Source organism: Pseudomonas lini, assembly GCF_964063345.1.
In the GTDB taxonomy this organism is placed as follows: domain Bacteria; phylum Pseudomonadota; class Gammaproteobacteria; order Pseudomonadales; family Pseudomonadaceae; genus Aquipseudomonas; species Aquipseudomonas lini_B.
Window position 1 is genome coordinate 2848209 of sequence record NZ_OZ061318.1, and the last position, 25616, is coordinate 2873824.

Consider the following 25616-nt stretch of genomic DNA (forward strand, 5'->3'; position numbering starts at 1 on the left):
CCTGTGATTTTGTTTGTCTGCAATCCTGCTGCACTCTTTATCCCACTTCTTCCAGCGCCTGGGCCAGCGGCACATAAAACTCTTCGAACAGTGCATTCACCGCATCGTGAGCTTGATCCGTGACGAATCCGGCCTCCAGCACCAGCACCTGATACACGCCCCGTTTGATCGCCTGTTCGCTCAGATGGTTGGAGTTTTCCCGCGTGGTGCACAGAAAACGCACCCACGAGGTGAGGATGATCCAGGCATTGAGGGTCAGGGACTCGATCTGAACCTTGTCCATGCACAGAATGCCGGCCTCGACGAAGCCCGCGTAGATGTGCGTGCCCTGGATCAGGCAGCGCTGGGAAAAGCGCCGGTAACGGGCGGCCAGCTCGGGATCGCTGTCGAGCAAATGCTCGAGGTCGCGATGCAGGAAGCGGTATTGCCACATGGCTGCGAGCAATTCCTTGAGGTAGAAGCGCTTGTCTTCGACCGTCGCAGCGCGACCCTGGGGCGGGCGCAGGAAGCTGTCCACCAGGTTTTCGTACTCACTGAACAACACGGCGATGATCGCCTGCTTGTTGGGGAAGTGGTAGTACAGGTTGCCCGGGGAAATCTCCATGTGGGCAGCAATGTGGTTGGTGCTGATGCTGCGCTCACCCTGCTGATTGAACAGCTCCAGGCTGTTCTGCACGATGCGCTCGCTGGTTTTGATCCGAGGGGCCATGGCTTGAGCTTTAATTCAGAGTGCGATGAGGGGCATCTTACGACCTATCCACGCATGGATAAAACAAAGCTGTACCAGAGTGTCATTTGACATTCTAGAGCATAGACTCTAAAAAGTTCCTCATTACAATAAATCCGGAGCCGACCATGCCTGCTGACATCGCCTACCTGAAGAACCTGCAGCAGCCTCTGGACGAACTCCAAGCCCTGTTCGATGCTCAACGCGCAGCGTATGCAGCCAACCCGATGCCACCCGCGGCTCAGCGCCAGCAATGGCTAAAGGCGTTGAAGGACCTGCTGAGCAATGAGCGTCAGGCCCTGATCGACGCCATCAGCCAGGACTTCAGCCACCGCAGCGCCGATGAAACCCTGCTCGCCGAACTGATGCCCAGCCTGCACGGCATTCATTACGCCAGCCGGCACCTCAAAAACTGGATGAAAACCTCGCGACGCAAAGTCGGCCTCGCCTTTCAGCCAGCATCGGCCAAAGTGGTTTATCAACCGTTGGGCGTGGTCGGCGTGATCGTGCCGTGGAACTACCCGCTTTACTTGGCCATCGGGCCGTTGGTGGGGGCGTTGTCAGCAGGCAATCGGGTGATGCTCAAACTCAGCGAATCGACCCCTGCCACCGGTTTGCTGCTCAAGGAATTGCTGGGGCGAGTTTTTCCGCAGGACCTGGTCTGCGTGGTGCTGGGGGAGGCCGATATCGGTGTGGCGTTCTCGCGGCTGCGTTTTGATCATTTATTGTTCACCGGCGCCACCAGCATCGGCAAACACGTGATGCGCGCGGCGGCCGAGAATCTGACCCCGGTGACCCTCGAACTGGGCGGCAAGTCCCCGGCCATCGTGTCCCGCGATGTGCCGCTCAAGGACGCCGCCGAACGCATCGCTTTCGGCAAAACCCTCAACGCCGGGCAAACCTGTGTCGCCCCGGACTACGTGCTGGTGCCGGAAGACCGCGTCGGCTCTTTCGTCGAAGCCTATCGTCAGGCGGTTCGCGGGTTTTATCCGACGCTGGCTGACAACCCGGACTACACCGCCATCATCAACGACCGGCAGCTGGCGCGGCTCAACGGCTACCTCAGCGACGCCACCAGCAAAGGGGCGCTGCTGATTCCGCTGTTCGATCAGGGCCAGGGCCGGCGCATGAGTCATAGCCTGCTGCTCAACGTCAGCGACGACATGACGGTGATGCAGGACGAAATCTTCGGCCCGTTGCTGCCGATCGTGCCGTACAAGGATCTCGACGAAGCGTTTGCCTACATCAACCAACGCCCTCGTCCGCTGGCGCTGTATTACTTCGGCTACGACAAGCGCGAGCAAAACCGCGTCCTCCACGAAACCCATTCCGGTGGCGTTTGCCTCAATGACACCTTGCTGCACGTTGCTCAGGACGACATGCCGTTCGGCGGCATCGGTGCCTCGGGCATGGGCCACTACCACGGCCACGAAGGCTTCCTGACCTTCAGCAAGGCCAAAGGCGTGCTGATCAAACAGCGCTTCAATGCGGCGAAGTTGATCTATCCACCCTACGGCAAATCCATTCAGAAACTGATCCAGAAGCTGTTTATCCGCTAACGATCATCACCGCCGGGTAATAACAATAATGAGCCCAAGCCTGTCCGACACACCCGCGCTGTCACGGCGCGGCCTGCTTAAATTCAGCCTCGGCGCCAGCGCTTTTCTGGCCACGGCCGGATTAGGCGCGAGTCTCAGCGGTTGCTCGTCGAGTACTCCGGCCAGCGGTTTCGCGATTCTGCGCAGCGGCGACCTGCTGTTTCTGCGGGCAGTGATCCCGGTGATGCTCGACGGTGCCGTGGCCGTCGAAAAAATGCCGGCTGCCGTCGCCAAGACCCTGCACTGCCTGGATAACGGCCTGAATCACTTGTCGCCGGAAATGCTCAAACTGACCCGGCAATTGTTCGATGTGTTGGGGATGAGCATTACCCGCGGCCCATTGACCGGGATCTGGGGCAGTTGGGAAAACGCCAGCAGCGAACAAATCCGGCACTTTCTCGACCGCTGGGAAAACAGCTCGTTGAGCCTGCTGCGCATGGGCCATAGCTCGTTGCTGCAAATGGTAATGATGGCGTGGTACAGCCGGGCGGAATCGTGGGCGCATTGCGGGTATCCCGGGCCGCCCACGGTTTGAGACCGAGTCGACGCTATCGCGGGCAAGCCACGCTCCCACAGGGTTTGAGATGGACCACCCTTTTGTGAACGACTCAACCCCTGTGGGAGCGTGGCTTGCCCGCGATGGCGTCAGCCGCATCACCACCAAATCCAAAATAATAAGAGAACCCAAACATGCCCGTACCCGATCCGTTCCGCGAAGGCCTGGCCCGTGGCTGGAAAACCTACAACGGCGCCCAACTGACCCAGGACCTGACCCTCGAAGCGGACGTGGCGATCATCGGCAGCGGTGCTGGCGGCGGGACCACCGCCGAAATCCTCAGCGCCGCCGGCTATAAGGTGTTGCTGATCGAAGAAGGCCCGCTCAAGACCAGCAGCGACTTCAAGATGCTCGAAGACCAGGCCTACACCAGCCTCTATCAAGAAGGCATTGGGCGCATGAGCAAGGACGGCGCGATCACCATCCTCCAGGGTCGAGCGGTGGGCGGCACCACGCTGATCAACTGGACCTCGAGCTTTCGCACCCCGGACCCGACGCTGGAACATTGGGCCAAAGAGCACGACGTCATAGGCCACACACCGGCCGAGATGGCGCCCTGGTTCGAGAAAATGGAACAACGCCTGGGTATCGCCCCGTGGATGGTGCCTCCCAACGCCAACAACGACGTCATCCGCAAAGGCTGTGAAAAGCTCGGTTACGCCTGGCATGTGATCCCGCGCAACGTGCGTGGCTGCTGGAACATCGGCTACTGCGGCATGGGTTGCCCGACCAACGCCAAGCAGTCAATGCTGGTCACGACCATCCCGGCGACCCTGGAAAAAGGTGGCGAACTGCTCTATCTGGCCCGCGCCGAAAAGCTGTCGATCAAAGACGGCAGGGTTACGGGGTTGCAATGTGTGGCGATGGATGAGCGTTGCGTTGCGCCCACCGGACGCACGATTACGGTCAAGGCGCGGCATTACGTGCTGGCCGGCGGCGGGATCAATAGCCCGGCGCTGCTATTGCGCTCCGAAGCGCCAGATCCGCACGAGCGGCTGGGTAAACGGACCTTCCTTCACTTGGTAAACATGTCCGCCGGGCTGTTTGATGAGGTGATCAACCCGTTCTACGGCGCGCCGCAGTCGATCTATTCCGACCATTTCCAGTGGCAGGATGGCACCACTGGCAAGATGTCCTACAAACTGGAGGTTCCACCGCTCCACCCGGCGCTGGCCAGCACATTACTCGGTGGTTTCGGCACGGAAAGCGCCCGGGATATGGAAAACCTGCCACACACTCACGCCATGTTGGCGTTGCTGCGGGACGGTTTTCACCCGGACAGCCCTGGCGGCAGCGTTGAATTGCGCGATGACGGTACACCGGTGCTCGATTATCAGGTTTCACCGTATGCCTGGGACGGGTTGCGCCGGGCGTTCCACAGCATGGCCGAGATCCAGTTCGCCGGGGGCGCCAACGCCGTGATGCCGATGCACGCCGACGCTCGTTACGTGAAAACACTCACCGAAGCGCGCGCATTGATCGACGATTTGAGTCTTGAGTTGTACCGCACGCGCCTGGGCAGTGCTCATGTGATGGGCGGTTGTGCCATGAGTGAAGACCCGAAAAACGCCGTGACCGACAGCCTCGGCCGACATCACCAATTGCGCAATCTGTCGATTCATGACGGCTCGCTTTTCCCTACCAGCATTGGCGCAAACCCACAATTGTCGGTCTACGGACTGACGGCGCAATTGGCCACTTCGCTGGCCGAACGTTTGAAAAACCCATGAAAACGCGGAATATTCCCATCGTCTATAGTGCTTTCTTACCCAAAAGGCGACTTGGCCGACCGGGAAGGCTGCGATACCATCCGACTCCCCAACGGACTCCCGCCAGGACGACGCGATGAACCGAGTGTTGTACCCAGGTACCTTCGACCCTATTACCAAGGGCCATGGCGATCTGGTCGAACGCGCCTCGCGCCTGTTCGATCATGTGATCATCGCCGTCGCCGCCAGCCCGAAAAAAAACCCGCTGTTTCCCCTGGAACAACGTGTGGAGCTGGCCCGCGAGGTCACCAAACATTTGCCGAACGTTGAAGTCGTCGGCTTCTCGACGTTGCTCGCGCACTTCGCCAAAGAGAAGAACGCCAACATATTCCTGCGTGGTTTGCGCGCGGTATCGGACTTCGAATACGAATTCCAGCTGGCCAACATGAACCGCCAACTGGCGCCGGATGTGGAAAGCCTGTTTCTTACCCCGTCCGAGCGTTATTCGTTCATTTCCTCGACGCTGGTCCGTGAAATCGCAGCCCTGGGCGGCGATATCACCAAGTTCGTCCACCCGGCGGTGGCCGACGCCCTCACCCTGCGCTTCAAGAAGTAAAAGCTGCCGCAGGCTGCGATCTTTTGGGGTTACCGCAGTCTGCGATCTGCTGCACTTGATCGCGCCCGCGTGCACTGCGGGCGCCAATGCGGCACAATTGTGCGCATTGATTTATTGCGCCCGGGCCTGCCGCCCCGGCTGGAGTTAGCATGTCCCTGATCATCACCGACGATTGCATCAACTGCGACGTCTGCGAACCCGAGTGCCCGAACGCCGCCATCTCCCAAGGCGAAGAGATCTACGTGATCGACCCGAACCTGTGCACACAATGTGTCGGCCATTACGACGAACCGCAGTGCCAGCAGGTCTGCCCGGTGGATTGCATCCCACTGGACGAGGCCCATCCGGAGACTGAAGAACAGTTGATGGAGAAATACCGCAAGATTACCGGTAAGGCTTGAGTCATCCGGCGACTTCAACGCCGCCATCGCGGGCAAGCCCGCTCCCACAAGGACCGCGTAAACCCTGTGGGAGCGGCGGTGCGGCGATCCGACTTGCCCGCGATGAGGTCATCAGCCACACCGTAGATGTAACTGACTTCACTCCCGCTGCTCAAACCCCTCCCCGATACACCCCAGGCACCGCACAAATGCGGCTTTCGCCGGATCGACCACCAATGCCTGCCCTGCATCGCCAATACCGCCACCGAACGCGGTAAACGGCAACGACAGCACAAACGCCCCCGCACCGATCACCGTCGCCACCACCAATAACGGTCGGGCAATCAGTAAATCGCCAAGCATGGCGTAGGCCGGTGGGTTCTGGATGGTGTAACGCGGATCGCCGCTGCCGTTCTCAGCCGCCAGCGCGGACGCACCGACGCTCAGCAGCAGCGTAACAACAAGGGTTCGAAACAGTTTCATGGCACGGTCCTTCGGCTAGGCAGTGAGAACACTGACTATAGACCGTCGCCGATATCAGCTCTGGCAGCGTGGACAAAAGACGCTGGCGCGCTGCCCAAGCTTGACTTCCCGCAGCCCTGTGCCACAGACCTTGCAGTGTTCACCACCACGGCCGTACACGAACAGTTCCTGCTGGAAGTAACCCGGTTGACCATCGCCGCCGATAAAGTCCCGCAACGTGGTGCCGCCGCGCTCGATGGCGAGGGCCAGGATGCGCTTGATCTCGATCGCCAGCTTCAAATAGCGCCCCCGGGAAATGCTCTTGGCTTCGCGACGCGGGTCGATGCCAGCCGCAAACAACGCTTCGGTCGCGTAGATATTGCCGACGCCGACCACCACCGCGTTATCCATGATGAACGGCTTGACCGCCATGGAACGCCCGCGCGATTGCTGGAACAGCCGCTCGCCGTCAAACAGATCGGTCAACGGCTCCGGCCCGAGGCGAATCAGCAATTCGTGGTTCAGCGGGTCCAGGCTCCAGAGCATCGCGCCAAAGCGTCGCGGATCGGTGTAGCGCAGAGCCAGGCCCGATTCCAGTTCGATGTCCACATGCTCATGTTTGGCCACCGGCGTGCCGACTTCCACCAGCCGCAGGTTCCCCGACATCCCCAAATGGCTGATCAGCGTGCCGACTTCGGCATTGATCAGCAGGTACTTGGCGCGCCGCTCCACCAGCACTATGCGCTGGCCGGACAGCCGCACATCCAGGTCTTCGGGGATCGGCCAGCGCAGACGGCGCTCACGCACGATCACACGGCTGACGCGCTGGCCTTCCAGGTGCGGTGCAATCCCGCGGCGGGTGGTTTCGACTTCCGGCAGTTCAGGCATGGCGCTCTCGAATCAGGCGAGGTTCGACACTCAACGAGTGGCGAGGTCGCGAATCTCTTGTTTCTGGGTTTCGAAATCGTATTCCGACAGCCCCATGTAATCGAGCACAAGAGGCCCGACACTGTTCCATTCATGGTCTTCGGACTGGTTGCCCAGCACGCGGAAGGAGGCGCAAATGTGCTCGGCCATCTTCAGGATCGCCAGTAAGTTCTTCAGCGGTGTGTTGCGCGACGATTCATCGCTGAAAATGGCCAGGGCGTTGTGATGGTTGGCAATGGCCTGAGTGACGTGTTCCGGCAGGCGCCAGGATTTGGCGGTGTAATACCCGACCACGGCATGGTTGGTGTTGTATTGCTTGTTCTCGGTATCGACCACGCGGCATTCGGCGCTGGCATTGCCATAGGCCTGTTCCAGCACTTTCATGTAGTCGGGGAATTTCTTGATCATCAACGGGATGCCGCAATCGTGGAACAGGCCCAGCGCATAGGCTTCATCACCGGCCTGGACACCAACACGCTTGGCCAGGGTCAGGCATGTCATCGCCACGTCCTGCGCCGTGTCCCAGAATCGGTTGAGGGTGACGATAGCGTCGTCGTTCAGCTCGCCCTTGATCGACTGCGCATTGATCAGGTTGATGATCGAGCGGCTGCCCAACAGGTTCACTGCCCGCTGGATCGCGGTGATTTTGTTACTCAGGCCGTAATACGGCGAGTTGACGATTTTCAGCAAGGCGCCGGAAAGGCCTGGGTCCTGGGAGATCAGCTTCGCGATCACTTCCAGGTCCGGGTCGGGCATGTATTGCTCCATCTGCAGATCCACCATGATCTGCGGCTGGGCCGGCACGCTGATGCCTTGCAGGGACTGTTGAATCTGTTCGGCCGTCAGCTCTTGGGACATAAGTACACACTCCGGGTCAGGCGGCGATTCTAACCCTTAAGAAGATGGATCTGACACTGTGGCCGGAACATCGCTTGAAGTTTCATCAGAAAATGCTCAGGCCCTCTTCCAGGTACAAAACAACTCCTGTGGCGAGGGAGCTTGCTCCCGCTCGGCTGCGAAGCAGTCGCAAATCCAGCGAATGCGGTTTGGCTGATGCACTGCAACTACCGATTTCGGGACGGCTTCGCCATCCAGCGGGAGCAAGCTCCCTCGCCACATGTCCACTCGCCGGACTATCCAGGATCTCAACACGCTATACTCCCGCTCTTTTTTCCGGAGCGACGTCATGTCCCTGCCTAGCCTGCGCCTCAAAGCCAACGCCGACCGTCGCCTGCGAAACGGCCACCTGTGGGTCTACAGCAACGAAATCGATGTAGCCGCTACGCCTTTGCACGGTTTCAAGGCCGGCGACCAGGCGATCCTCGAAGCCGCCAGCGGCAAGCCGCTGGGCATCGTTGCCATGAGCCCGAACAACCTGATCTGCGCCCGCCTGCTGTCGCGCGACATCAAGCTGCCGCTGGACAAGTCGCTGCTGGTGCATCGCCTGAACGTTGCCCTGTCCCTGCGCGATCGCCTGTTCGACAAGCCGTTCTATCGCTTGGTCTACGGTGACTCCGACCTGCTGCCAGGCCTGGTGGTCGACCGTTTCGGCGACATCCTGGTAGTCCAGATCGCCTCGGCAACCATGGAAGCTCATAAAGATGACGTGATCGCGGCACTGACCCAAGTGCTCAAGCCAAGCGGCATTCTGTTCAAGAATGACTCCGCTGCCCGTGATGCCGAAGGCCTCAACCGTTACGTCGAAACCGTATTCGGCCTGGTGCCGGAATGGGTCGCGCTGGAAGAGAATGGCGTGAAATTCGAAGCGCCAGTCATCCAGGGTCAGAAAACCGGCTGGTTCTACGACCACCGCATGAACCGCGCACGTCTGGCACCTTATGCCAAAGGCAAACGCGTACTGGACTTGTACAGCTACATCGGCGGCTGGGGCGTTCAAGCGGCTGCCTTCGGCGCCAGTGAAGTGTTCTGCGTCGATGCTTCGGCCTTCGCCCTCGACGGCGTCGAGCGCAACGCTGCACTGAACGGCGTCGCCGAAAAAATGACCTGCATCGAAGGCGACGTATTCGAAGCCCTGAAGGAACTGAAAGCCAGCGAAGAGCGTTTCGACGTCATCGTGGCCGACCCTCCTGCCTTCATCAAACGCAAGAAAGACATGAAAAACGGTGAAGGTGCTTACCGTCGTCTGAACGAGCAAGCCATGCGCCTGCTCAGCAAGGACGGCATCCTGGTCAGCGCTTCGTGCTCGATGCACCTGCCGGAAGACGATCTGCAGAACATTCTGCTGACCAGCGCCCGTCACCTGGACCGCAACATCCAGATGCTGGAGCGCGGCGGCCAGGGCCCGGATCACCCGGTACACCCAGCGATTGCCGAGACTCGCTACATCAAGAGCATCACCTGCCGTCTGCTGCCAAACAGCTGAGTACGCTGGTTTGACGGGGAGCCAACGGGCTCTCCGTCAGCCGTTTTAACGCCACATCATCCACTCTTCAGCCTCTGCTTCTTACTCTTGCGGTCCTACTGACTTGCAGGACGTTTCTCTGCATCTTTTATTTAAAAGAATATAACTTACAAACTTGCCCCCACCCCCAGATCGCTCCGACAAAATTACTAGAATATTCCTACTTAATATCCCCTTGATAAGAGCTCATTACAGCCTATGATTGAGTTGTCACCGCGAAGTGACACTCACTATCAATGACAAGGAGTCAAAAAACATGAAAGCAATTACTCTGGAAACAAACAAAATCGCCAACCTGGCTTTTCTGGTTGCGCCAAAGACCCGCTAAGTAAATGAAACGTTGGGGAGTGCCGGCTACCCAGCGTTTTCTATGGCACAGCTTTTCTATGGCACAGCCCAGAGCGAACCGCCAATCATGCAGATAAATCCATACCTGTTCATACTTCCCCGTACGCCCGGGCAAATAGTCTGGGATTACAAGAACCACAAACAATTTGAACTTAATCTGGAATATTCAACCCGGCTTGCACAACTTATCTATAACCCCCAACTGTATAACGACAGCAACACAGTAGACACTCAACTTCTAAACTCCGGAATACTGACCACCTCAACACAAAACACTATTGAATGGGGTTGGGATGAACTGTCGAAGATATTCCATATCGGCACCAAGAACATCCCCTGCGAACATGTTCCTCAGAATATTCATGAATGGTCGATACACTATCTGGATCATTGCACCGAAGTACTGGACGCACCCGCGCCGGACGCCAGGCTCACAGAGCGCCAGGCATACGAGCTGATTACCCTGCCAAAACCGTCCTGTCTGCCGGAGGGCTCCCTTGCCAACGTCCTGATCGGCCGAAAAACCTGCCGCACCTTCACGGATGAAGCGGTCTCACTGGAAGATGTCGGCACACTGCTTTACCTGTCCCTGGGCTACTTGCATGAGCGCGAAAATGACGTCGACGAAACCACTGTCGAAGGTCTCGGCGCCCGACGCAGCAGCCCGTCCGGCGGCGGGTTGAATGCCTGCGAAGGCTTTCTTCATGTACAAAACGTCAGCGGCCTGAATCCAGGGCTCTACGCCTACCATCCCACCGACCATGCACTGAGCTTCGTCAACGCGGTACCTGACTCGCTCCTGGGGCAATTGCTGTGTGGGCAACACTTCATCAATAACCTGCCCGTGGGATTGTTCATTACCGCTCGCTTCGACAAGTTGTGGTGGAAATATGGACACTCACGAGCCTACCGAATGGCTTACATCGAGGCAGGCCATATCTCCCAGACCTTTCAACTGGTGGCCACTGCACTGGGGTTGAACACGTGGCTGACCGGAGCACTCACGGACGATCAGGTGGAAACATTGCTGGGGCTCGAGAACAACGCAGAACAACCCTTGTTTTTTGTTGGCTGTGGCCACAGTGACGGACAAGTGATGTGCAAGGAATTGAAGGATCTGCTGAGCAGTCGGGAGCCGCAACAATGACCGCCCCCATCATTGCCCCGTCAGACCACCCCGTTTCCTGGGCTCTGCGTTTCACTCTCGGCGACTGGAATACCCGCGCGTCGGTGCGAACCAGCGAGCATGACTATCTATTACCGCCAGACCTGGAACAGCAACTGGAAACACGTCACTGGTTTCCCCCAGGGTTGCTGGCTTACCTGAATCACCCGGCTATCAAGGCGCTAGGTCCAACCGTCATCCATCGGCTGTCGGCCAATCATCTGGTGTACTTCCTCGACTACACCACCGTGCTCGAACACCGCATCGTCAACCGTTCCGTGGAAACCATCATCCATGACGAACTCGGTGTGAGCATTCCCCGGCGGATGAAAAACGCCGCGCTGCAGCTCTACACCGACGAGGGGTATCACGCCCTCGTTTCCAATGGCCTCGCCGAACAGATTGCCGCGTTCTACGGCATGTTCGATCGCCCCGTCATGCCGCAGCGAATTATCCGACTGCACGCCCTGCTCGAGCGCACACCTGACAGGCACAAGCCACTGGCCTGGTTCCTCACCGGCTTCGTCTCCGAGACAATCATCGCCAAGGATCTACTCGACATCTGTCGCGATGCGTTGGTGGACGGCGTTCAGGAAATGCTCAGGGACCACCTCGCCGACGAGGCGCGACACAGTCGCTATTTCTGCGAAGTATTCCATTATCTGTGGCTGCACCTGAACAGCGCGCAACGCTTGTTCTGCGCGGGTCTGCTGCCGGAACTCATTCGGGTTTTCTTTGAAGTCGATGAACGTTGGCTGCGGGCGAGCCTTCGCTTTGTCGGCCTCAGCGAGACAGCTTGCCTAGAAATCATCGAAGGGCTGTCCGACGCGCAAGCCACCCTGCAACGGGCCCGCTCGGGCGCCAGCGCTACCCTGAGCGCCTTGAAAAATGCCGGGTTCTTCGATCTGTCTTGTAACCGAAAACTGTTCATCCAGGCCGGGCTTCTCGATGAATGAAGGAAACGATGCGGCCTGCATCAAAAAACACCGGGCCACGGTCACGCTGCTGATGGCCATGACGCTGCTGGGTGTCTTCCCTCTCGACGTCGTGCTCCCGTCCTTTCCCGATCTTGGCGATTACTTTCAGACCTCGCCGTCCGAGATTTCCCTGTCCGTCAGCGTGTTCGCCATTAGTCTGGCACTGTCCGTGATGCTGGTCGGGCCATTGTCGGATGCGTGGGGGCGCAAGAAACTGCTGCTGGGAGGTATTGCCATCGCGGCAATTGGAGCGGTTGGCTGCGTGCTCACAAGCGACTACTGCTGGTTTCTGGTGTTTCGTATGGTTCAGGCGATGGGCTGCGGGTCATTTTCATTGTCGCAGGCACTGATCCAGGATCTGTTCGTCGGTAGTGAACGTGAGCGCATCAGGATCTGGATGGTGACGGCGGGCGGAGTGTTCATTTCTATTTCGCCCCTGCTGGGAACCTGGCTGCAATCGTGCCTTGGCTGGCAAGGCAGTTTCTATGTATTCATTGCACTGGCGATTGTTGCCTGGGTCGGCACCTACCGTCTGCTCAAGCACATCCCGCCAGTTCGCAGGGCTGCACACACGGTTTTTTTCAGTGCTTATCGGCGCTTGTGTTCGGATGTACGTTTCATGGGTTACTGGTTGATTTCGGCCCTGGCCTTCGCCTGCCATTTTTCGTTCATCGTTTCTTCTCCCATCATTTTCATGGAGCGTCTGACGCTCTCACCGTATGAATTCGCCTGGGCGTTGCTGCTGTATGGCGTGGCGTACGTATTCGGCGGAGTACTGGCCAGCGTTTTGCATCGATACCTGCAAGCCAACACCCAGATCATTATCGGCCTAGGTCTGATCGCCGTTTCAGGCGGGGTCATGCTGTGGCTGACTCGCCAGTTCGGTCTTTCTGCGGCGACGGTATTGATCTCCATGCTGGTTTGCACCATCGGCACCACCATTGCCCGGCCAATCGTCAATTCCAAAGCGATGAGTCTTCACCCGGAGAATGCCGGGGCCTCCACCTCGGTCGGGGCCATGCTGATTTTCATGTTCGGCGGTGTGATCAGCTCGGTGATCATTCTGACGCCCGAAGACCTGACCACGACGCTGGCTCTGGGCTTCCTGACAATGAGCGTTGCAGGGCTTGGGGTGAACGCAGTGATCAACCACAAGACTCAACAGGCACTTAATACAGGGTGATACGTGCCAGTCGTCATCTCGCCCGCTCCATCAGCGCCGGTTCAACACTTTCCGGCATTCCCTCCTGACGCCAGCGGTGTAGAATCGCGAGATTCATCGCCATTCATCCCCCGGCGGGTTTATGAGCTCAAGCTGAAGCGCGCGGCGATCCCGCAAAGTTATCGGCAACTTCCGGACACACGGCCATTTCTGAGTGTTCCAGACGTAAATAGAAGCTCACTTCCCTTTTGATATCTGATTAGCCGCCCGGAGTGCTTCATGCCTGATTACCGCTCGAAAACATCCACCCACGGCCGCAACATGGCCGGTGCCCGCGCACTGTGGCGCGCCACGGGGATGAAAGATGACGACTTCAAGAAGCCGATCATCGCCATTGCCAACTCCTTTACCCAGTTCGTACCGGGCCATGTGCACCTCAAGGATCTGGGGCAACTGGTCGCTCGCGAAATCGAACGGGCCGGTGGCGTCGCCAAAGAATTCAACACCATCGCCGTGGATGACGGCATCGCCATGGGCCACGACGGCATGCTCTATTCGCTGCCGAGCCGCGAGATCATCGCCGACTCCGTCGAATACATGGTCAACGCCCACTGCGCCGACGCCATCGTCTGCATCTCCAACTGCGACAAGATCACCCCTGGCATGTTGATGGCCTCCTTGCGCCTGAACATCCCGGTGATCTTCGTGTCCGGCGGTCCGATGGAAGCCGGCAAGACCAAACTGGCCAGCCACGGTCTCGATCTGGTCGATGCCATGGTGATCGCCGCCGACTCCAGCGCATCCGACGAGAAAGTCGCCGAGTACGAACGTAGCGCCTGCCCGACGTGCGGCTCGTGCTCCGGCATGTTCACCGCCAACTCGATGAACTGCCTGGTTGAAGCCCTGGGCCTGGCATTGCCGGGCAACGGTTCGACCCTGGCCACCCACAGTGATCGCGAACAGCTGTTCCTGCAGGCCGGCCGCACCATCGTCGAGCTGTGCAAGCGTTACTACGGCGACAACGATGAGTCGGTGTTGCCGCGCAACATCGCCAACTTCAAGGCGTTCGAAAACGCCATGACCCTGGACATCGCCATGGGCGGTTCCACCAACACCATCCTGCACTTGCTGGCCGCGGCCCAGGAAGCCGAGATCGATTTCGACCTGCGCGACATCGACCGTCTCTCCCGTCACGTACCGCAACTGTGCAAAGTCGCGCCGAACATCCAGAAGTACCACATGGAAGACGTGCACCGTGCCGGCGGGATCTTCAGCATCCTCGGCTCCCTGGCCCGTGGCGGTCTGTTGCACACCGACCTGCCGACCGTGCACAGCAAGTCCTTGGCTGAAGGCATCGCCAAGTGGGACATCACCCAGACCACCGACGAAGCCGTGCATCACTTCTTCAAGGCCGGTCCGGCGGGCATCCCGACGCAAACCGCGTTCAGCCAGTCGACCCGTTGGGAAACCCTGGATGACGACCGTGAGAACGGCTGCATCCGCAGTGTCGAACACGCTTACTCGAAAGAAGGCGGCCTGGCCGTTCTGTACGGCAACATCGCCCTGGACGGCTGCGTGGTGAAAACCGCCGGCGTCGACGAATCGATTCACGTCTTCGAAGGCAACGCGAAGATCTTCGAAAGCCAGGACAGCGCCGTACGCGGCATCCTCGCCGACGAAGTGAAGGCCGGCGACATCGTGATCATCCGTTACGAAGGCCCGAAAGGCGGCCCGGGCATGCAGGAAATGCTGTACCCGACGTCTTACCTGAAATCCAAAGGCCTGGGCAAAGCTTGTGCGCTGCTCACCGACGGCCGCTTCTCTGGCGGTACTTCGGGCCTGTCCATCGGCCACGCTTCGCCAGAAGCCGCTGCTGGCGGCGCGATCGGTCTGGTGCAGGATGGCGACAAGGTACTGATCGACATTCCAAACCGCTCGATCAACCTGTTGATCAGCGATGAAGAAATGGCCGCGCGCCGTGCCGAGCAGGACAAGAAAGGCTGGAAACCGGTGGAAGTGCGTCCACGTAAAGTGACCACTGCGCTGAAAGCGTATGCCCTGTTGGCCACCAGCGCCGACAAGGGTGCGGTACGTAACAAGGCGATGCTCGACGGGTTGTAAGCGTCAGCCGCAGAAACACAAATGCCCCGCCAAGTGCGGGGCTGATCGTTCCCACGCTCCCGCGTGGGAATGCCTCAAGGGACGCTCCGCGTCCAGTGACGCGGAGCGTCACGGGCTGCATTCCCACGCAGAGCGTGGGAACGATCATCGTCCTGTAGGAGCGAGCGGTGCGGCGATCCGACTTGCCCGCGATGGGTGCGACTCGGTCTTACTGAATCTCTTCCGGCTTCACGATCACCCAGTTCTTGTCCGCCGTCACCGCTAACCCTTCTTTCGCTTGGGCTGCTGCGTTTTTGGCCATCATGCCGTTAATCTGGGTCATGTATTTGTCTTTGCGGTTGACCCACAAATGGATGCCGCCCTTGGACACGTCGACGCTGTGGAACAGCATGTAACCGTCGCTGGTCGGAGTATCACCGCCCACCAGGACCGGTTTTTTCCATTCATCGATGTACGTCAGGATCGCCGCTTGCTTGCCAGCCATCCAGGTGGCAGGGGTCCACAGGTACGGAGTCAGTTCGAGGCCCAGGTTGGCCTTCTCGTCATACTTGCCAGCGGTGACCTGCTTGCGTGCCGTGGTCAATTCGCCCGTCTTGCGGTCCTTGAGCAGCAGACTCACGCCGATCACGTTCTGTGGTTTGACGTTGTAGCCATACTTCGGATCAGAGGCGACCATGCGCACCAGCTCTTCGGAGGCGGCAGTCATCACATAGACCTCGATGCCGTTCTCCATCAGCTTGTTGTAGAGCTCTTTCTGACCGGTGAAGATTTTCGGCGGATTGACGTCGATGGTCTTCACCACGTCGCCGTCATAATAAGTGCTCGGCACCGGTTTGCCGGACGCCATCAGCTCATCGACGTTGCCCTTGAGCTCTTGAAGCGTGAACCCGGCAAACACTTGGGCAACCCATGGATAGCAAACCATGTCGTCGATTTCGCAGAGGCGATAGTAATAGCTGAACAGGCTTTCCTTATGGTCGGCAGTGTCCTTGAACGGGATCAGTTTCAGGGAGGGATCGAGGCTCTCGCGGGTGATCAGGCCCTTGTTTTCCATGAACGGCAACAAGGACTCTTCGAGGTCGTAGCGGTAACTGGTGTTGTCCATGTCGAACACCGCGAAGTTACCCTTGTTGGCGTTGGCCGCGATCATCGCATCCAGCGCCTTGGCCTGATCGGCTGGCCAGTGCTTCAGGTCAGTAGCGAACGCCTGGCCAGCAAGGCCAAAGCCCAAACTCAATCCAAGTGCGACAGCCAGAAATTTCGGTGCGAGCTTCATCGGCGTTTCTCCCTGATTCAAAGAAATCGACGCTAACAAATAAGTGTGACAGTCCTCGTCTGTCAGCGACCGCCCGCGTTCCTATTGCGCCAACTGCATCTCCGACAGCGACACCCGCTTATTCCAAAAACGACAGTAGCCATACGTTTTTGATATTAATTCATTAATTTTCAAGCTGTTAGGCTTCCCGGTTCGCAGCTGCCCCGGAAGGCAGTTGGCACACGTCCTATGGGAGTTCCAATGAATCTACCGCTGATCCTCAATCTGTTGGTATTCCTCGCCTTGCTCTTTGGCCTGACGCAAACCCGTCACACCACCTGGAGCCTGGCCAAAAAGGTTCTGCTGGCGCTGGTTCTGGGCGTGGTATTTGGCGTCGCTCTGCACACGACTTACGGTGCTGGCAACCCGATATTGAAAGCCTCGATCGGCTGGTTCGATCTGGTGGGCAACGGTTACGTGCAGTTGCTGCAAATGATCGTGATCCCGCTGGTGTTCGCCTCGATCCTCAGCGCCGTGGCGCGCCTGCACAACGCTTCGTCGCTGGGCAAAATCAGCTTCCTGACCATCGGCACGCTGCTGTTCACCACCGCTATCGCGGCGCTGGTTGGCATCGGCCTGACCAACCTGTTCGGCCTCACCGCCGAAGGCCTGGTCGCCGGCACCCAGGAAATGGCTCGCCTGCAAACCATTCAGAGCGACTACGCGGGCAAGGTCGCTGACCTGAATGTGCCGCAATTGCTACTGTCGTTCATCCCGCAGAACCCGTTCGCCGATTTGGCCCGCGCCAAGCCGACGTCGATCATCAGCGTGGTGATCTTCGCCGCATTCCTTGGGGTCGCGGCACTGCAACTGCTCAAGGACGATGTCGAGAAAGGTCAGAAAGTGATCAACGCCATCGACACCCTGCAAGCCTGGGTGATGCGTCTGGTACGCCTGGTGATGAAGCTGACCCCGTACGGCGTATTGGCGCTGATGACCAAAGTGGTCGCCGGTTCCAACCTGCAAGACATCATCAAGCTCGGCAGTTTCGTGGTGGTGTCCTACATCGGCCTGGGCTTGATGTTTGTGGTCCATGGCCTGCTGGTGTCGGCGGCCGGGATCAACCCGCTGCGCTTCTTCCGCAAGATCTGGCCGGTGCTGACGTTTGCCTTCACCAGCCGCTCCAGCGCCGCGACTATTCCACTGAGTATCGAAGCCCAGACCAGCCGTTTGGGTATTCCACAATCCATCGCCAGTTTCGCTGCCTCGTTTGGCGCGACCATTGGCCAGAACGGCTGTGCCGGTCTGTACCCGGCAATGTTGGCGGTGATGGTGGCGCCGACCGTGGGCATCAACCCGCTGGACCCACTGTGGATCGCGACGTTGGTGGCGATTGTGACGCTGAGTTCGGCCGGGGTGGCCGGGGTCGGTGGTGGCGCGACGTTCGCCGCGCTGATCGTGCTCCCGGCCATGGGTTTGCCGGTGTCACTGGTGGCGTTGCTGATTTCGGTTGAGCCGCTGATTGATATGGGTCGTACGGCGTTGAACGTAAGTGGTTCGATTACGGCGGGTGCGATTACCAGCCAGATCATGCAGCAGACGGATAAAGAGCTGCTGGATGCGGATGAGCATGGGGCGTTGGCTCAGGCTTAAGGCTTTCATCGTCTGAGCGGGCCTCTTCGCGGGCAAGTCGGATCGCCGCACCGCCGCTCCCACAGGTTTTTTGGTGTTTACACAATTTGTGTTCCACCTTGATCACTGTGGGAGCGGGCTTGCCCGCGATGCTTTTAAGCTTTTTCCCACACTTCGAAGTTGTAGGCTGGCTTGTCACCCTCCGCCGGATTCGGAATATTCGACACCAGTTTCCACTGGTTCAAATCAAACTCCGGAAACCACGCATCCCCTTCCGGGCTCAGTGCCACGCGGGTCAGGTACAGCCGATCAGCCTGTGCCAACCCTTGTGCATACAGCTGCGCCCCGCCAATCAACATCACCTCATCGACGCCCTGCTCGTTCGCCCATTGCTGCGCGCGAACCACCGCTGCCTCCAGCGACGGATAAACCTCCGCGCCTTCCAGCTGCAGATCCGCCTGACGGCTGACCACGATGTTCAATCGGCCCGGCAGCGGACGACCGAGGGAATCCCAGGTCTTGCGACCCATGATGATCGGCTTGCCGAGGGTGGTGGCCTTGAAGTATTTGAAGTCCCCCGGCAAGTGCCAGGGCATGCTGTTGTCGACGCCGATCACACGGTTTTCACCGAGGGCTGCGATCAGGCTGAGGGGGAGTGATTTAGTCATGTCGGCGAGGATACCAGAGCCTCCCTTACCCCGATAAGCGTCACAGCGGTTATGCTCACCGCTCAATTAAGCGACGGGATGCCGCGTGACTGAACTGACTCCACTGCAAAACCTCTGGCTGAGCGAAACCGTGCGCCTGCGTGAAGAACACGCCGGCCCTTTGGACGATCTGGAAGCCAATCGAATCGCCCGTAGCGCCGGCGGCGACCTGCCGACGCGTATTCAACGCCGCGCCCTGTGGCTGGCCGAGCGCGACGGACAGACCCACGCCCTCAAACATTGGCTGCAAGGCGCGCGACTGGCGCTGATCGTGCTGGCCGTTCTGGCCGTGATCAGCGGCGCCGGCCTGGCGTTTGCCGCGCTGGGCGATGGCCAGACCCCAGTCAATGTGTTCTGGGCGTTGGGCAGCCTGCTCGGACTGAATCTGATTTTATTGCTGAGCTGGGCCCTGGGTCTGGTGTTTGCCGGCGAGCAGGGTGCAGCCCTTGGACGATTATGGCTGTGGCTCAGTGAAAAACTCGCCCGCGATGCCAACGCCGCGCAACTGGCGCCAGCCCTGCTGCTGTTGCTGCAACGGCAGAAACTCAATCGTTGGGCGCTGGGCGTGCTGGTCAATGGATTGTGGTTGCTGGCGATGCTCAGCGCCTTGGTGATGGTGCTGACGCTGATGGCGACCCGGCGCTACGGTTTCGTCTGGGCAACCACCATTCTCGGCGGCGACACCTTCGTCGCCATGACCCAAGCCCTCGGTGCCCTGCCGGCCTTGCTCGGTTTCAGTGTGCCCAGCGTGGAGATGATCCGGGCCAGCGGCGATGCCGCGCTGAACATCGAAAGCGCTCGCCAGGCCTGGGCGGCGTGGCTGGTTGGGGTGCTGCTGGTGTACGGTGTTTTGCCGCGACTGCTGCTCGCATTGTTCTGCCTGTGGCGCTGGAAAACCGGTCAAGCAGCCCTGCATCTGGATTTGAACCTGCCCGGCTACGCCCAGTTGCGCGAACGACTGATGCCCACCAGTGAACGCCTGGGCATCAGCGATGCCGCGCCAGAACAACTTCATCGGGTTGAAAGTTCTGCCAGTGATCTGCAAAGCGATGGCGCACTGTTGGTGGCCATCGAACTGGACGAGCAACGCCCCTGGCCACCGCAGTTGCCGAAAACCGTCAACAACGCCGGCATCCTCGACAGCCGAGAATCCCGGCACAAACTGCTCGAACAGCTGAGCCGTTTTCCTCCGGCCCGTCTGGCCATCGCCTGTGACCCACGGCGCTCGCCGGACCGTGGCAGCCTGGCGCTGATTGCCGAACTGGCCCGCAGCGCCAGCGCCACCCGCGTGTGGTTGTTGCAAGCGCCACCCGGCGAAGCACTGGATGCCGAACGCTTGGGCGACTGGCATGTTGCGCTACGACAACTGGACCTGCCATTCGCCGATTGCGCGCCGTTGAACTGGCTGGAGACGGGTCATGACTGATGCCTGGAATAAGCCATTGAAGCTCGCCGTGGTCGGCCACACCAATGTCGGCAAAACCTCGTTGCTGCGAACGCTGACGCGAGACGTCGGCTTCGGCGAAGTGTCCCATCGCCCCAGCACCACTCGCCACGTCGAAGGCGCACGATTGTCGGTAGACGGCGAGCCGTTGCTTGATCTCTTCGACACTCCGGGCCTGGAAGACGCCATCGCCCTGCTCGACTACCTTGAGCGCCTGGAACGGCCCGGCGAACGCCTCGACGGCCCGGCACGATTGGCGCGTTTTCTTGAGGCCAGCGAAGCCCGACAGCGCTTCGAACAGGAAGCCAAAGTGCTGCGGCAACTGCTCGCCTCGGACGCCGGCCTCTATGTGATCGACGCTCGGGAGCCGGTGCTGGCCAAGTACCGCGACGAACTGGAAGTGTTGGCCAGTTGCGGCAAACCGCTGCTGCCGGTGCTGAATTTTGTCAGCAGCGCCCAGCATCGCGAACCTGATTGGCGTGAAGCTCTGGCGCGTCTCGGCTTACATGCTTTGGTGCGTTTTGACAGCGTCGCGCCGCCGGAAGATGGCGAGCGTCGACTCTATGAAAGCCTCGCGCTGCTGCTGGAAAACTCCCGCGAACAACTGGAGCGCTTGATCGCCGACCAGCAGGCCCAACGTCTGGCCCGTCAGCAAAGTGCAGCGCGGCTGATTGCCGATTTATTGATCGATTGCGCCGCCTGCCGCCGCAGTGTGGTCAGCGAGGTGGAGCAGGAACAGCAAGCGATCAGCGAACTGCGCAAAGCAGTGCGTCAGCGCGAACAACGCTGCGTCGAGGCTTTGCTCAAGCTCTACGCCTTTCGCCCACAAGATGCGGCGGCCAGTGACTTGCCGCTGCTCGATGGCCGCTGGGGCGATGATCTGTTCAACCCGGAAACCCTGAAGCAGCTCGGTGTGCGGGTCGGCGGCGGTATCGCAGCCGGCGCGGCGGCCGGGGCCGGTGTCGATTTGCTGGTGGGCGGCCTGACCCTCGGCGCGGCGGCACTGGCCGGAGCGATTGCCGGCGGCGCCCTGCAAACTGCCCGCAGTTATGGCAGTCGCCTGCTGGGAAAAATCAAAGGGCAGCGAGAACTGACTGTCGATGACGGCGTGTTACGGCTGTTGGCCTTGCGCCAGCGACAATTGCTGCAGGCTCTGAATTCCCGTGGGCATGCGGCGATGGACAGCATTCAGTTCGCCACACCGCAGGATAAAACCTGGCGCGAAGGCAAACTGCCGGATGCGCTGAGCAAGGCGCGGGCGCATCCGCAGTGGTCGTCGCTCAATCCTCATTCGAAGTTGAGTCAGGCGGAGCGCCAAGAGCAGGTTGAGGTGTTGGCTGGGAAGGTGGTTGATAGTTAAGTACGCCTTCGCGGGCAAGTCGGATCGCCGCAGTTCTTCAACCGAGGCCATTTCCTGCGCCTCAGCACACCCTTCCCTCATCGTCTATTTGCGCAACAGGCGCAAACCGTTGAACACCACCAACAGGCTAACGCCCATGTCGGCGAACACCGCCATCCACATGGTGGCGATCCCGGCGAAGGTTACCCCAAGAAAGATCGCTTTGATGACCAATGCCAGGGCAATGTTCTGTTTGAGGATATTCGAGGTCTGCCGCGACAGGCGGATGAAAGCAGGGATTTTGCGCAGATCGTCGTCCATCAGGGCGACATCAGCGGTTTCAATAGCGGTGTCGGTGCCGGCGGCCGCCATGGCGAAACCGATCTCGGCTCGCGCCAGTGCCGGGGCGTCGTTGATGCCATCGCCAACCATCCCGACCCGATGGCCCTGGGCATACAGCCTTTCGATGGCTTGCAGCTTATCGGTCGGCAACAGATCGCCCTGCGCCTGATCGATGCCCACGTGGGCGGCGATGGCCTGAGCGGTGTGAACGTTGTCGCCGGTCAGCATCAAGGTTTTGATGCCCAGCTCATGCAATTGCTGGATCGCCTCGCGACTGGAGGCTTTCACGGTGTCTGCCACGGCGAACAAGGCCAATGGGCCGGATTTGTCGAGCAACAGCACCACCGACTTGCCCTGTTTCTCCAGCGCAAACAGTTTCTCTTCCAGCGCTGGCGAGCACAGGCCCAAATCTTCCACCAGGCGGTGGTTGCCCAAGTGGTAGAGCTCACCGTTGATCTCGCCGCGCACGCCACGCCCCGGCAAGGCTTCGAAGTTATCCACAATCAGCGGCGCGCGTTGGTTTTCCGTAACTGCATTCACCACTGCATTGGCGATGGCCAGCGACACAGGGTGATCCGAACGAGTGGCCAGCGCCGCCGCAATGGCCGGGGCTATTTCATCAGCGATTGGGTCGAGGGACAGATAGTCGGTCTGCACCGGTTTGCCGTGAGTGAGGGTGCCGGTCTTGTCGAGGGCCAGGTAATCGAGTTTGTGGCCGTGTTCCAGGTAAACGCCGCCCTTGACCAGAATCCCTTTGCGCGCCGCTGCCGCGAGGCCGCTGACGATGGTCACCGGGGTGGAAATCACCAAGGCACACGGGCAGGCGACTACCAGCAACACCAGCGCCCGGTAGATCCAGTCGAACCACAGCGCATCCATGAACAGTGGCGGAATCACCGCCACGGCCAGGGCCAGGATGAACACCGCCGGGGTGTAGATTTTCGAGAAGGCGTCGACGAAACGCTGGGTCGGAGCGCGAGCACCCTGAGCCTGTTCCACGGCGTGGATAATCCGCGCCAGGGTCGAATTGCTCGCCGCTGCGGTTACCGTGTATTCCAGCGAACCGGACTGGTTGATGGTGCCGGCGAACACCTTGTCGCCGATGGTTTTCTCCACCGGCAGGCTTTCACCGGTGATCGGCGCCTGATCGATGGTCGAGTTGCCGGACAGCACTTCGCCGTCCAGACCGATCCGTTCGCCGGGACGCACCCGCACCCGCGCACCCAGTTCGATGTTTTTAACCGGTTGTGCGACCCAACTGCCGTCGGCCTGCTGCACCGTAGCTTGCTCGGGGGTCATCTGCATCAGCCCGCCGATGGCATTGCGTGCCCGGTCCAGAGACCTGGCTTCGATCAACTCGGCCACGGTGAACAGGAACATCACCATCGCCGCTTCCGGCCATTGGCCGATCAGGATCGCGCCGGTCACCGCGATGCTCATCAGTGCGTTGATGTTCAGGTTGAGATTTTTCAGGGCGATCCAGCCCTTTTTGTAAGTGCCGAGGCCACCGCTGAGGATCGAGACCAGCGCAATAACCGCCACCACCCAGTTTGGCGCCGCATTGGTGAAGTGGATAAGCTCGGCGGCCAGCGCCCCGACGCCGGACAGCGCCAGCGGCCACCAGGGCTTTTTCGCAGGTTCAGGGCTCGACGCCGGCGCTTCAGCGCCCTGCTCTATCGGCACGGCGTGCATGCCGAGGGACTTGATCGCGTCGATGATCGGCGTGGTGTTTGGCAGGTCATGGGTCACGCCCAACACCCGGTTGATCAGGTTGAATTCCAGTTGCTGCACACCCGACAGCTTCCCGAGTTTGTTCTGGATCAGCGTCTGCTCGGTCGGGCAATCCATGGCCTCGATGCGGAAACTGCTCAACCGCGCACCGGCGGTCGGCGTCTCGCTCAACACAATCCGCGAAGGTGCCGCTGCTTTGGAGGAACAGCAGGAATCCCCGTGGCTTCCATGGCCATGTTGGGGCACAGGCTGCAGCTTGTGGCTGTGATCGTGCCCGGTCTCGGGTTTGTGGGTGTGAAGAGAATCGCTCATTGGTCGCGTCCATGAAGGTGCCTGTTGCCAAGTAAAGACCCTGTAGCCACTATAGGGTCAAGCACCCTTTTGGAGATTGTCGCGATGAAAATCGGAGAACTGGCGAAACTCACCGACTGCGCCGTGGAAACCATTCGCTACTACGAGCGCGAAAACCTGCTGCCGGAGCCCGCCCGCAGCGACGGCAATTACCGCGTCTACACCCAGGCCCACGCCGAGCGCCTGACTTTCATCCGCAACTGCCGCACCCTGGACATGACCCTCGAGGAAATCCGCAGCCTGCTGGCCCTGCGCGACAGCCCGCAGGACCAATGCGAAAACGTCAACGCGTTGATCGACGAACACATCCACCATGTGAAGGCCCGGATCGATGGTTTGCTGGCCTTGCAGACACAACTGCTCGACCTGCGCCAACGCTGCAGCGAAGGGCCGGATATCGATCAGTGCGGGATTTTGCAGCGGTTGGAAGTGAGCGGCGGGGTTGTGGCGACGGAGGTTGAGCATTCCCATGTCGGGAGAAGCCACGGCCACTAAGAACACCACAAATCCCCTGTGGGAGCGGGCTTGCCCGCGATAGCGGTTTGTCAGTCACATCAATGTTGGATGTGACGCCGTCATCGCGGGCAAGCCCGCTCCCACAGGTTCAGTCGTTGATCTTCAGACCGCCATCGGCGCGGTCATCGGCGCGTGGTGCTCATAGCCTTCCAGCGAGAAATCGCTCGGCTCGATCTGCTCCAGCCATTCCGGCTGATAAATACCAGTCTTGGCAAACTCCGGCACGCGGTCGGAAATCACCAGTTTCGGCATCGGGAACGGCTCGCGCTTGAGCTGCTCGTTGAGCATGTCCAAATGGTTTTCGTAGACGTGGGCGTCGCCGATGAAATAGGTGAACCAGCGCGGTGTGTAACCGGTCAGGCGACCGATCAGGCTCAGCAGCGCGGCGCCTTCGGTGAGGTTAAACGGCGTGCCCAGGCCCAGATCGTTGGAGCGGATGTAGAGGGTCAGGGAGATTTCCTTGGTCTCGACATTCGGGTGGAACTGGTACAGCAAGTGGCACGGCGGCAGGGCCATTTCGTCGAGCTGGGCAACGTTCCAGCCGTGGAACAGGATGCGACGGCTGCCCGGGTCCTTGATGATGGTGTCGACGCACTGGCGGATCTGGTCGATCGCCTTGTACAGCACCACATAGGCCTGACCGTCTTCTTCGCCTTCGGCAATTTGACGATAACCCTGGCTCAGGGTCTGCTCGATGGCCGCCTGGTTGCTGACCGGGATCTGCTTGTACGCCGGCCATTTGCGCCATTGCACGCCGTAGATCTCGCCGAGGTCGTCTTCGCCCTGACGGAACGGGTTGGCCAGCCACTGGGCGTTTTCGTTGGCGTTCTGGTCCCAGACCTTGCAGCCCAGCGCACGGAATTCGGCGGCGTTGTTCACCCCACGCAGAAAACCGCACATCTCGCCGATGGCGGATTTGAAAGCCATCTTGCGAGTGGTGATCGCCGGGAAACCTTCCTGCAGATCGAAGCGCAGCATCGCGCCCGGAAAGCTGATGGTGTTCACGCCCGTGCGGTTGGCCTGTTTGGTGCCGTTCTTGATGACGTGGGCGACCAGTTCGAGATATTGCTTCATGAATTACCTGTGTCCTTGAACCCGGGGCCAAAGCCCCCGGGGTTCGAATTTTAAC

At 59.7% G+C, this 25616-nt stretch carries 22 protein-coding genes; 14 read left to right on the forward strand and 8 right to left on the reverse strand.

All coding sequences use genetic code 11. The features are described 5' to 3' along the window. Nucleotides 1–37: 37 nt before the first annotated feature. Complete coding sequence (locus tag AB3226_RS12920; RefSeq protein WP_192344927.1) at nt 38–709, reverse strand: TetR/AcrR family transcriptional regulator; 672 nt, start codon at nt 707–709, stop codon at nt 38–40. A gap of 146 nt (nt 710–855) precedes the next feature. Between AB3226_RS12920 and AB3226_RS12925 the strand changes: the two genes are divergently transcribed. From AB3226_RS12925 to AB3226_RS12945, 5 genes are all read left to right on the forward strand, one after another. After that, on the forward strand, nt 856–2286 hold the full coding sequence (locus AB3226_RS12925) for a coniferyl aldehyde dehydrogenase (protein ID WP_367373325.1): 1431 nt from the start codon (nt 856–858) through the stop codon (nt 2284–2286). Between the two features lie 28 nt (nt 2287–2314). Continuing rightward, nucleotides 2315–2860 carry a twin-arginine translocation pathway signal protein gene (locus AB3226_RS12930; RefSeq protein WP_367373326.1) on the forward strand — a complete coding sequence of 182 codons (546 nt, stop codon included), beginning with the start codon at nt 2315–2317 and terminating at the stop codon, nt 2858–2860. A 155-nt stretch (nt 2861–3015) separates the two neighbouring features. Further along, nucleotides 3016–4611, forward strand: coding sequence for a GMC family oxidoreductase N-terminal domain-containing protein (locus tag AB3226_RS12935; RefSeq protein ID WP_367373327.1), 1596 nt, complete (start codon nt 3016–3018; stop codon nt 4609–4611). Between the two features lie 115 nt (nt 4612–4726). Beyond that, nucleotides 4727–5206, forward strand: coding sequence for a pantetheine-phosphate adenylyltransferase (gene coaD, locus AB3226_RS12940; protein ID WP_038980940.1), 480 nt, complete (start codon nt 4727–4729; stop codon nt 5204–5206). A gap of 149 nt (nt 5207–5355) precedes the next feature. Next, complete coding sequence (locus AB3226_RS12945; RefSeq protein ID WP_003195146.1) at nt 5356–5607, forward strand: YfhL family 4Fe-4S dicluster ferredoxin; 252 nt, start codon at nt 5356–5358, stop codon at nt 5605–5607. A 138-nt stretch (nt 5608–5745) separates the two neighbouring features. Here AB3226_RS12945 and AB3226_RS12950 read toward each other — a convergent pair whose 3' ends face one another. Genes AB3226_RS12950 through AB3226_RS12960 form a run of 3 tightly spaced genes read right to left on the reverse strand, consistent with a single transcriptional unit; the run spans nt 5746 to nt 7779 of the window. After that, nucleotides 5746–6069, reverse strand: a complete 324-nt coding sequence (locus tag AB3226_RS12950; protein WP_367373328.1) for a multidrug transporter — start codon at nt 6067–6069, stop codon at nt 5746–5748. 54 nt (nt 6070–6123) lie between these two features. Next, on the reverse strand, nt 6124–6936 hold the full coding sequence (mutM, locus tag AB3226_RS12955; RefSeq protein ID WP_367373329.1) for a bifunctional DNA-formamidopyrimidine glycosylase/DNA-(apurinic or apyrimidinic site) lyase: 813 nt from the start codon (nt 6934–6936) through the stop codon (nt 6124–6126). A gap of 30 nt (nt 6937–6966) precedes the next feature. Then, nucleotides 6967–7779: an HDOD domain-containing protein gene (locus AB3226_RS12960; RefSeq protein ID WP_367375789.1), complete on the reverse strand. Its 813-nt coding sequence runs from the start codon at nt 7777–7779 to the stop codon at nt 6967–6969. 382 nt (nt 7780–8161) lie between these two features. Here AB3226_RS12960 and AB3226_RS12965 point away from each other — a divergent pair, with 382 nt between their 5' ends. The 5 genes from AB3226_RS12965 (at nt 8162) to ilvD (ending at nt 15170) form a co-directional block, all read left to right on the forward strand. Further along, nucleotides 8162–9358, forward strand: a complete 1197-nt coding sequence (locus AB3226_RS12965; RefSeq protein WP_007897847.1) for a class I SAM-dependent rRNA methyltransferase — start codon at nt 8162–8164, stop codon at nt 9356–9358. 454 nt (nt 9359–9812) lie between these two features. Beyond that, nucleotides 9813–10892, forward strand: coding sequence for a SagB family peptide dehydrogenase (locus AB3226_RS12970; RefSeq protein ID WP_367375790.1), 1080 nt, complete (start codon nt 9813–9815; stop codon nt 10890–10892). Next, a complete protein-coding gene (locus tag AB3226_RS12975; RefSeq protein WP_367373330.1) occupies nt 10889–11866 on the forward strand; it encodes a diiron oxygenase in 978 nt (325 codons plus the stop codon). Before AB3226_RS12970 ends, AB3226_RS12975 begins: the two co-directional genes overlap by 4 nt. Further along, complete coding sequence (locus AB3226_RS12980; RefSeq protein ID WP_367375791.1) at nt 11859–13070, forward strand: MFS transporter; 1212 nt, start codon at nt 11859–11861, stop codon at nt 13068–13070. Before AB3226_RS12975 ends, AB3226_RS12980 begins: the two co-directional genes overlap by 8 nt. A 258-nt stretch (nt 13071–13328) precedes the next feature. Further along, a complete protein-coding gene (gene ilvD, locus AB3226_RS12985) occupies nt 13329–15170 on the forward strand; it encodes a dihydroxy-acid dehydratase (protein ID WP_367373331.1) in 1842 nt (613 codons plus the stop codon). Nucleotides 15171–15378: 208 nt separating this feature from the next. Here the strand turns inward: ilvD and AB3226_RS12990 are convergent, their stop codons facing one another. Continuing rightward, nucleotides 15379–16446 (reverse strand): haloacid dehalogenase-like hydrolase, encoded by a 1068-nt coding sequence (locus tag AB3226_RS12990; protein ID WP_367373332.1) that lies wholly within the window; start codon nt 16444–16446, stop codon nt 15379–15381. Between the two features lie 240 nt (nt 16447–16686). On the opposite strand from AB3226_RS12990, the gene AB3226_RS12995 reads away from it, so the two are divergent. After that, nucleotides 16687–18078: an L-cystine transporter gene (locus AB3226_RS12995; RefSeq protein ID WP_367373333.1), complete on the forward strand. Its 1392-nt coding sequence runs from the start codon at nt 16687–16689 to the stop codon at nt 18076–18078. 134 nt (nt 18079–18212) lie between these two features. Here AB3226_RS12995 and AB3226_RS13000 read toward each other — a convergent pair whose 3' ends face one another. Next, on the reverse strand, nt 18213–18725 hold the full coding sequence (locus AB3226_RS13000; protein WP_367373334.1) for a dihydrofolate reductase: 513 nt from the start codon (nt 18723–18725) through the stop codon (nt 18213–18215). A gap of 85 nt (nt 18726–18810) precedes the next feature. On the opposite strand from AB3226_RS13000, the gene AB3226_RS13005 reads away from it, so the two are divergent. After that, nucleotides 18811–20190, forward strand: a complete 1380-nt coding sequence (locus tag AB3226_RS13005; RefSeq protein ID WP_367373335.1) for a DUF2868 domain-containing protein — start codon at nt 18811–18813, stop codon at nt 20188–20190. After that, the gene (locus AB3226_RS13010; protein ID WP_367373336.1) at nt 20183–21568 is read left to right on the forward strand and encodes a GTPase/DUF3482 domain-containing protein; all 1386 of its coding nucleotides are present in this window, start codon (nt 20183–20185) and stop codon (nt 21566–21568) included. Before AB3226_RS13005 ends, AB3226_RS13010 begins: the two co-directional genes overlap by 8 nt. An 84-nt stretch (nt 21569–21652) precedes the next feature. On the opposite strand, the gene AB3226_RS13015 is transcribed toward AB3226_RS13010, so the two are convergent. Next, nucleotides 21653–23932 carry a heavy metal translocating P-type ATPase gene (locus tag AB3226_RS13015; protein ID WP_367373337.1) on the reverse strand — a complete coding sequence of 760 codons (2280 nt, stop codon included), beginning with the start codon at nt 23930–23932 and terminating at the stop codon, nt 21653–21655. Nucleotides 23933–24016: 84 nt separating this feature from the next. Between AB3226_RS13015 and cadR the strand changes: the two genes are divergently transcribed. Then, nucleotides 24017–24466, forward strand: a complete 450-nt coding sequence (gene cadR / locus AB3226_RS13020) for a Cd(II)/Pb(II)-responsive transcriptional regulator (protein WP_007897786.1) — start codon at nt 24017–24019, stop codon at nt 24464–24466. A gap of 123 nt (nt 24467–24589) precedes the next feature. Here cadR and AB3226_RS13025 read toward each other — a convergent pair whose 3' ends face one another. Next, nucleotides 24590–25561: a thymidylate synthase gene (locus tag AB3226_RS13025; RefSeq protein ID WP_367373338.1), complete on the reverse strand. Its 972-nt coding sequence runs from the start codon at nt 25559–25561 to the stop codon at nt 24590–24592. Nucleotides 25562–25616 lie beyond the last annotated feature (55 nt).

What these genes read in the sequence shown, in the direction of transcription:
- mutM (WP_367373329.1), bottom strand. Translation starts at nt 6,936, where the DNA reads ATGCCTGAACTGCCGGAAGTCGAAACCACCCGCCGCGGGATTGCACCG.
- ilvD (WP_367373331.1), top strand. Translation starts at nt 13,329, where the DNA reads ATGCCTGATTACCGCTCGAAAACATCCACCCACGGCCGCAACATGGCC.
- AB3226_RS12930 (WP_367373326.1), top strand. Translation starts at nt 2,315, where the DNA reads ATGAGCCCAAGCCTGTCCGACACACCCGCGCTGTCACGGCGCGGCCTG.
- AB3226_RS12965 (WP_007897847.1), top strand. Translation starts at nt 8,162, where the DNA reads ATGTCCCTGCCTAGCCTGCGCCTCAAAGCCAACGCCGACCGTCGCCTG.
- AB3226_RS13015 (WP_367373337.1), bottom strand. Translation starts at nt 23,932, where the DNA reads ATGAGCGATTCTCTTCACACCCACAAACCCGAGACCGGGCACGATCAC.
- AB3226_RS12950 (WP_367373328.1), bottom strand. Translation starts at nt 6,069, where the DNA reads ATGAAACTGTTTCGAACCCTTGTTGTTACGCTGCTGCTGAGCGTCGGT.
- AB3226_RS13025 (WP_367373338.1), bottom strand. Translation starts at nt 25,561, where the DNA reads ATGAAGCAATATCTCGAACTGGTCGCCCACGTCATCAAGAACGGCACC.
- AB3226_RS12980 (WP_367375791.1), top strand. Translation starts at nt 11,859, where the DNA reads ATGAATGAAGGAAACGATGCGGCCTGCATCAAAAAACACCGGGCCACG.
- AB3226_RS12935 (WP_367373327.1), top strand. Translation starts at nt 3,016, where the DNA reads ATGCCCGTACCCGATCCGTTCCGCGAAGGCCTGGCCCGTGGCTGGAAA.
- cadR (WP_007897786.1), top strand. Translation starts at nt 24,017, where the DNA reads ATGAAAATCGGAGAACTGGCGAAACTCACCGACTGCGCCGTGGAAACC.
- AB3226_RS12920 (WP_192344927.1), bottom strand. Translation starts at nt 709, where the DNA reads ATGGCCCCTCGGATCAAAACCAGCGAGCGCATCGTGCAGAACAGCCTG.
- AB3226_RS12925 (WP_367373325.1), top strand. Translation starts at nt 856, where the DNA reads ATGCCTGCTGACATCGCCTACCTGAAGAACCTGCAGCAGCCTCTGGAC.
- AB3226_RS12995 (WP_367373333.1), top strand. Translation starts at nt 16,687, where the DNA reads ATGAATCTACCGCTGATCCTCAATCTGTTGGTATTCCTCGCCTTGCTC.
- AB3226_RS13000 (WP_367373334.1), bottom strand. Translation starts at nt 18,725, where the DNA reads ATGACTAAATCACTCCCCCTCAGCCTGATCGCAGCCCTCGGTGAAAAC.
- AB3226_RS12975 (WP_367373330.1), top strand. Translation starts at nt 10,889, where the DNA reads ATGACCGCCCCCATCATTGCCCCGTCAGACCACCCCGTTTCCTGGGCT.
- AB3226_RS12945 (WP_003195146.1), top strand. Translation starts at nt 5,356, where the DNA reads ATGTCCCTGATCATCACCGACGATTGCATCAACTGCGACGTCTGCGAA.
- AB3226_RS12970 (WP_367375790.1), top strand. Translation starts at nt 9,813, where the DNA reads ATGCAGATAAATCCATACCTGTTCATACTTCCCCGTACGCCCGGGCAA.
- coaD (WP_038980940.1), top strand. Translation starts at nt 4,727, where the DNA reads ATGAACCGAGTGTTGTACCCAGGTACCTTCGACCCTATTACCAAGGGC.
- AB3226_RS13010 (WP_367373336.1), top strand. Translation starts at nt 20,183, where the DNA reads ATGACTGATGCCTGGAATAAGCCATTGAAGCTCGCCGTGGTCGGCCAC.
- AB3226_RS12990 (WP_367373332.1), bottom strand. Translation starts at nt 16,446, where the DNA reads ATGAAGCTCGCACCGAAATTTCTGGCTGTCGCACTTGGATTGAGTTTG.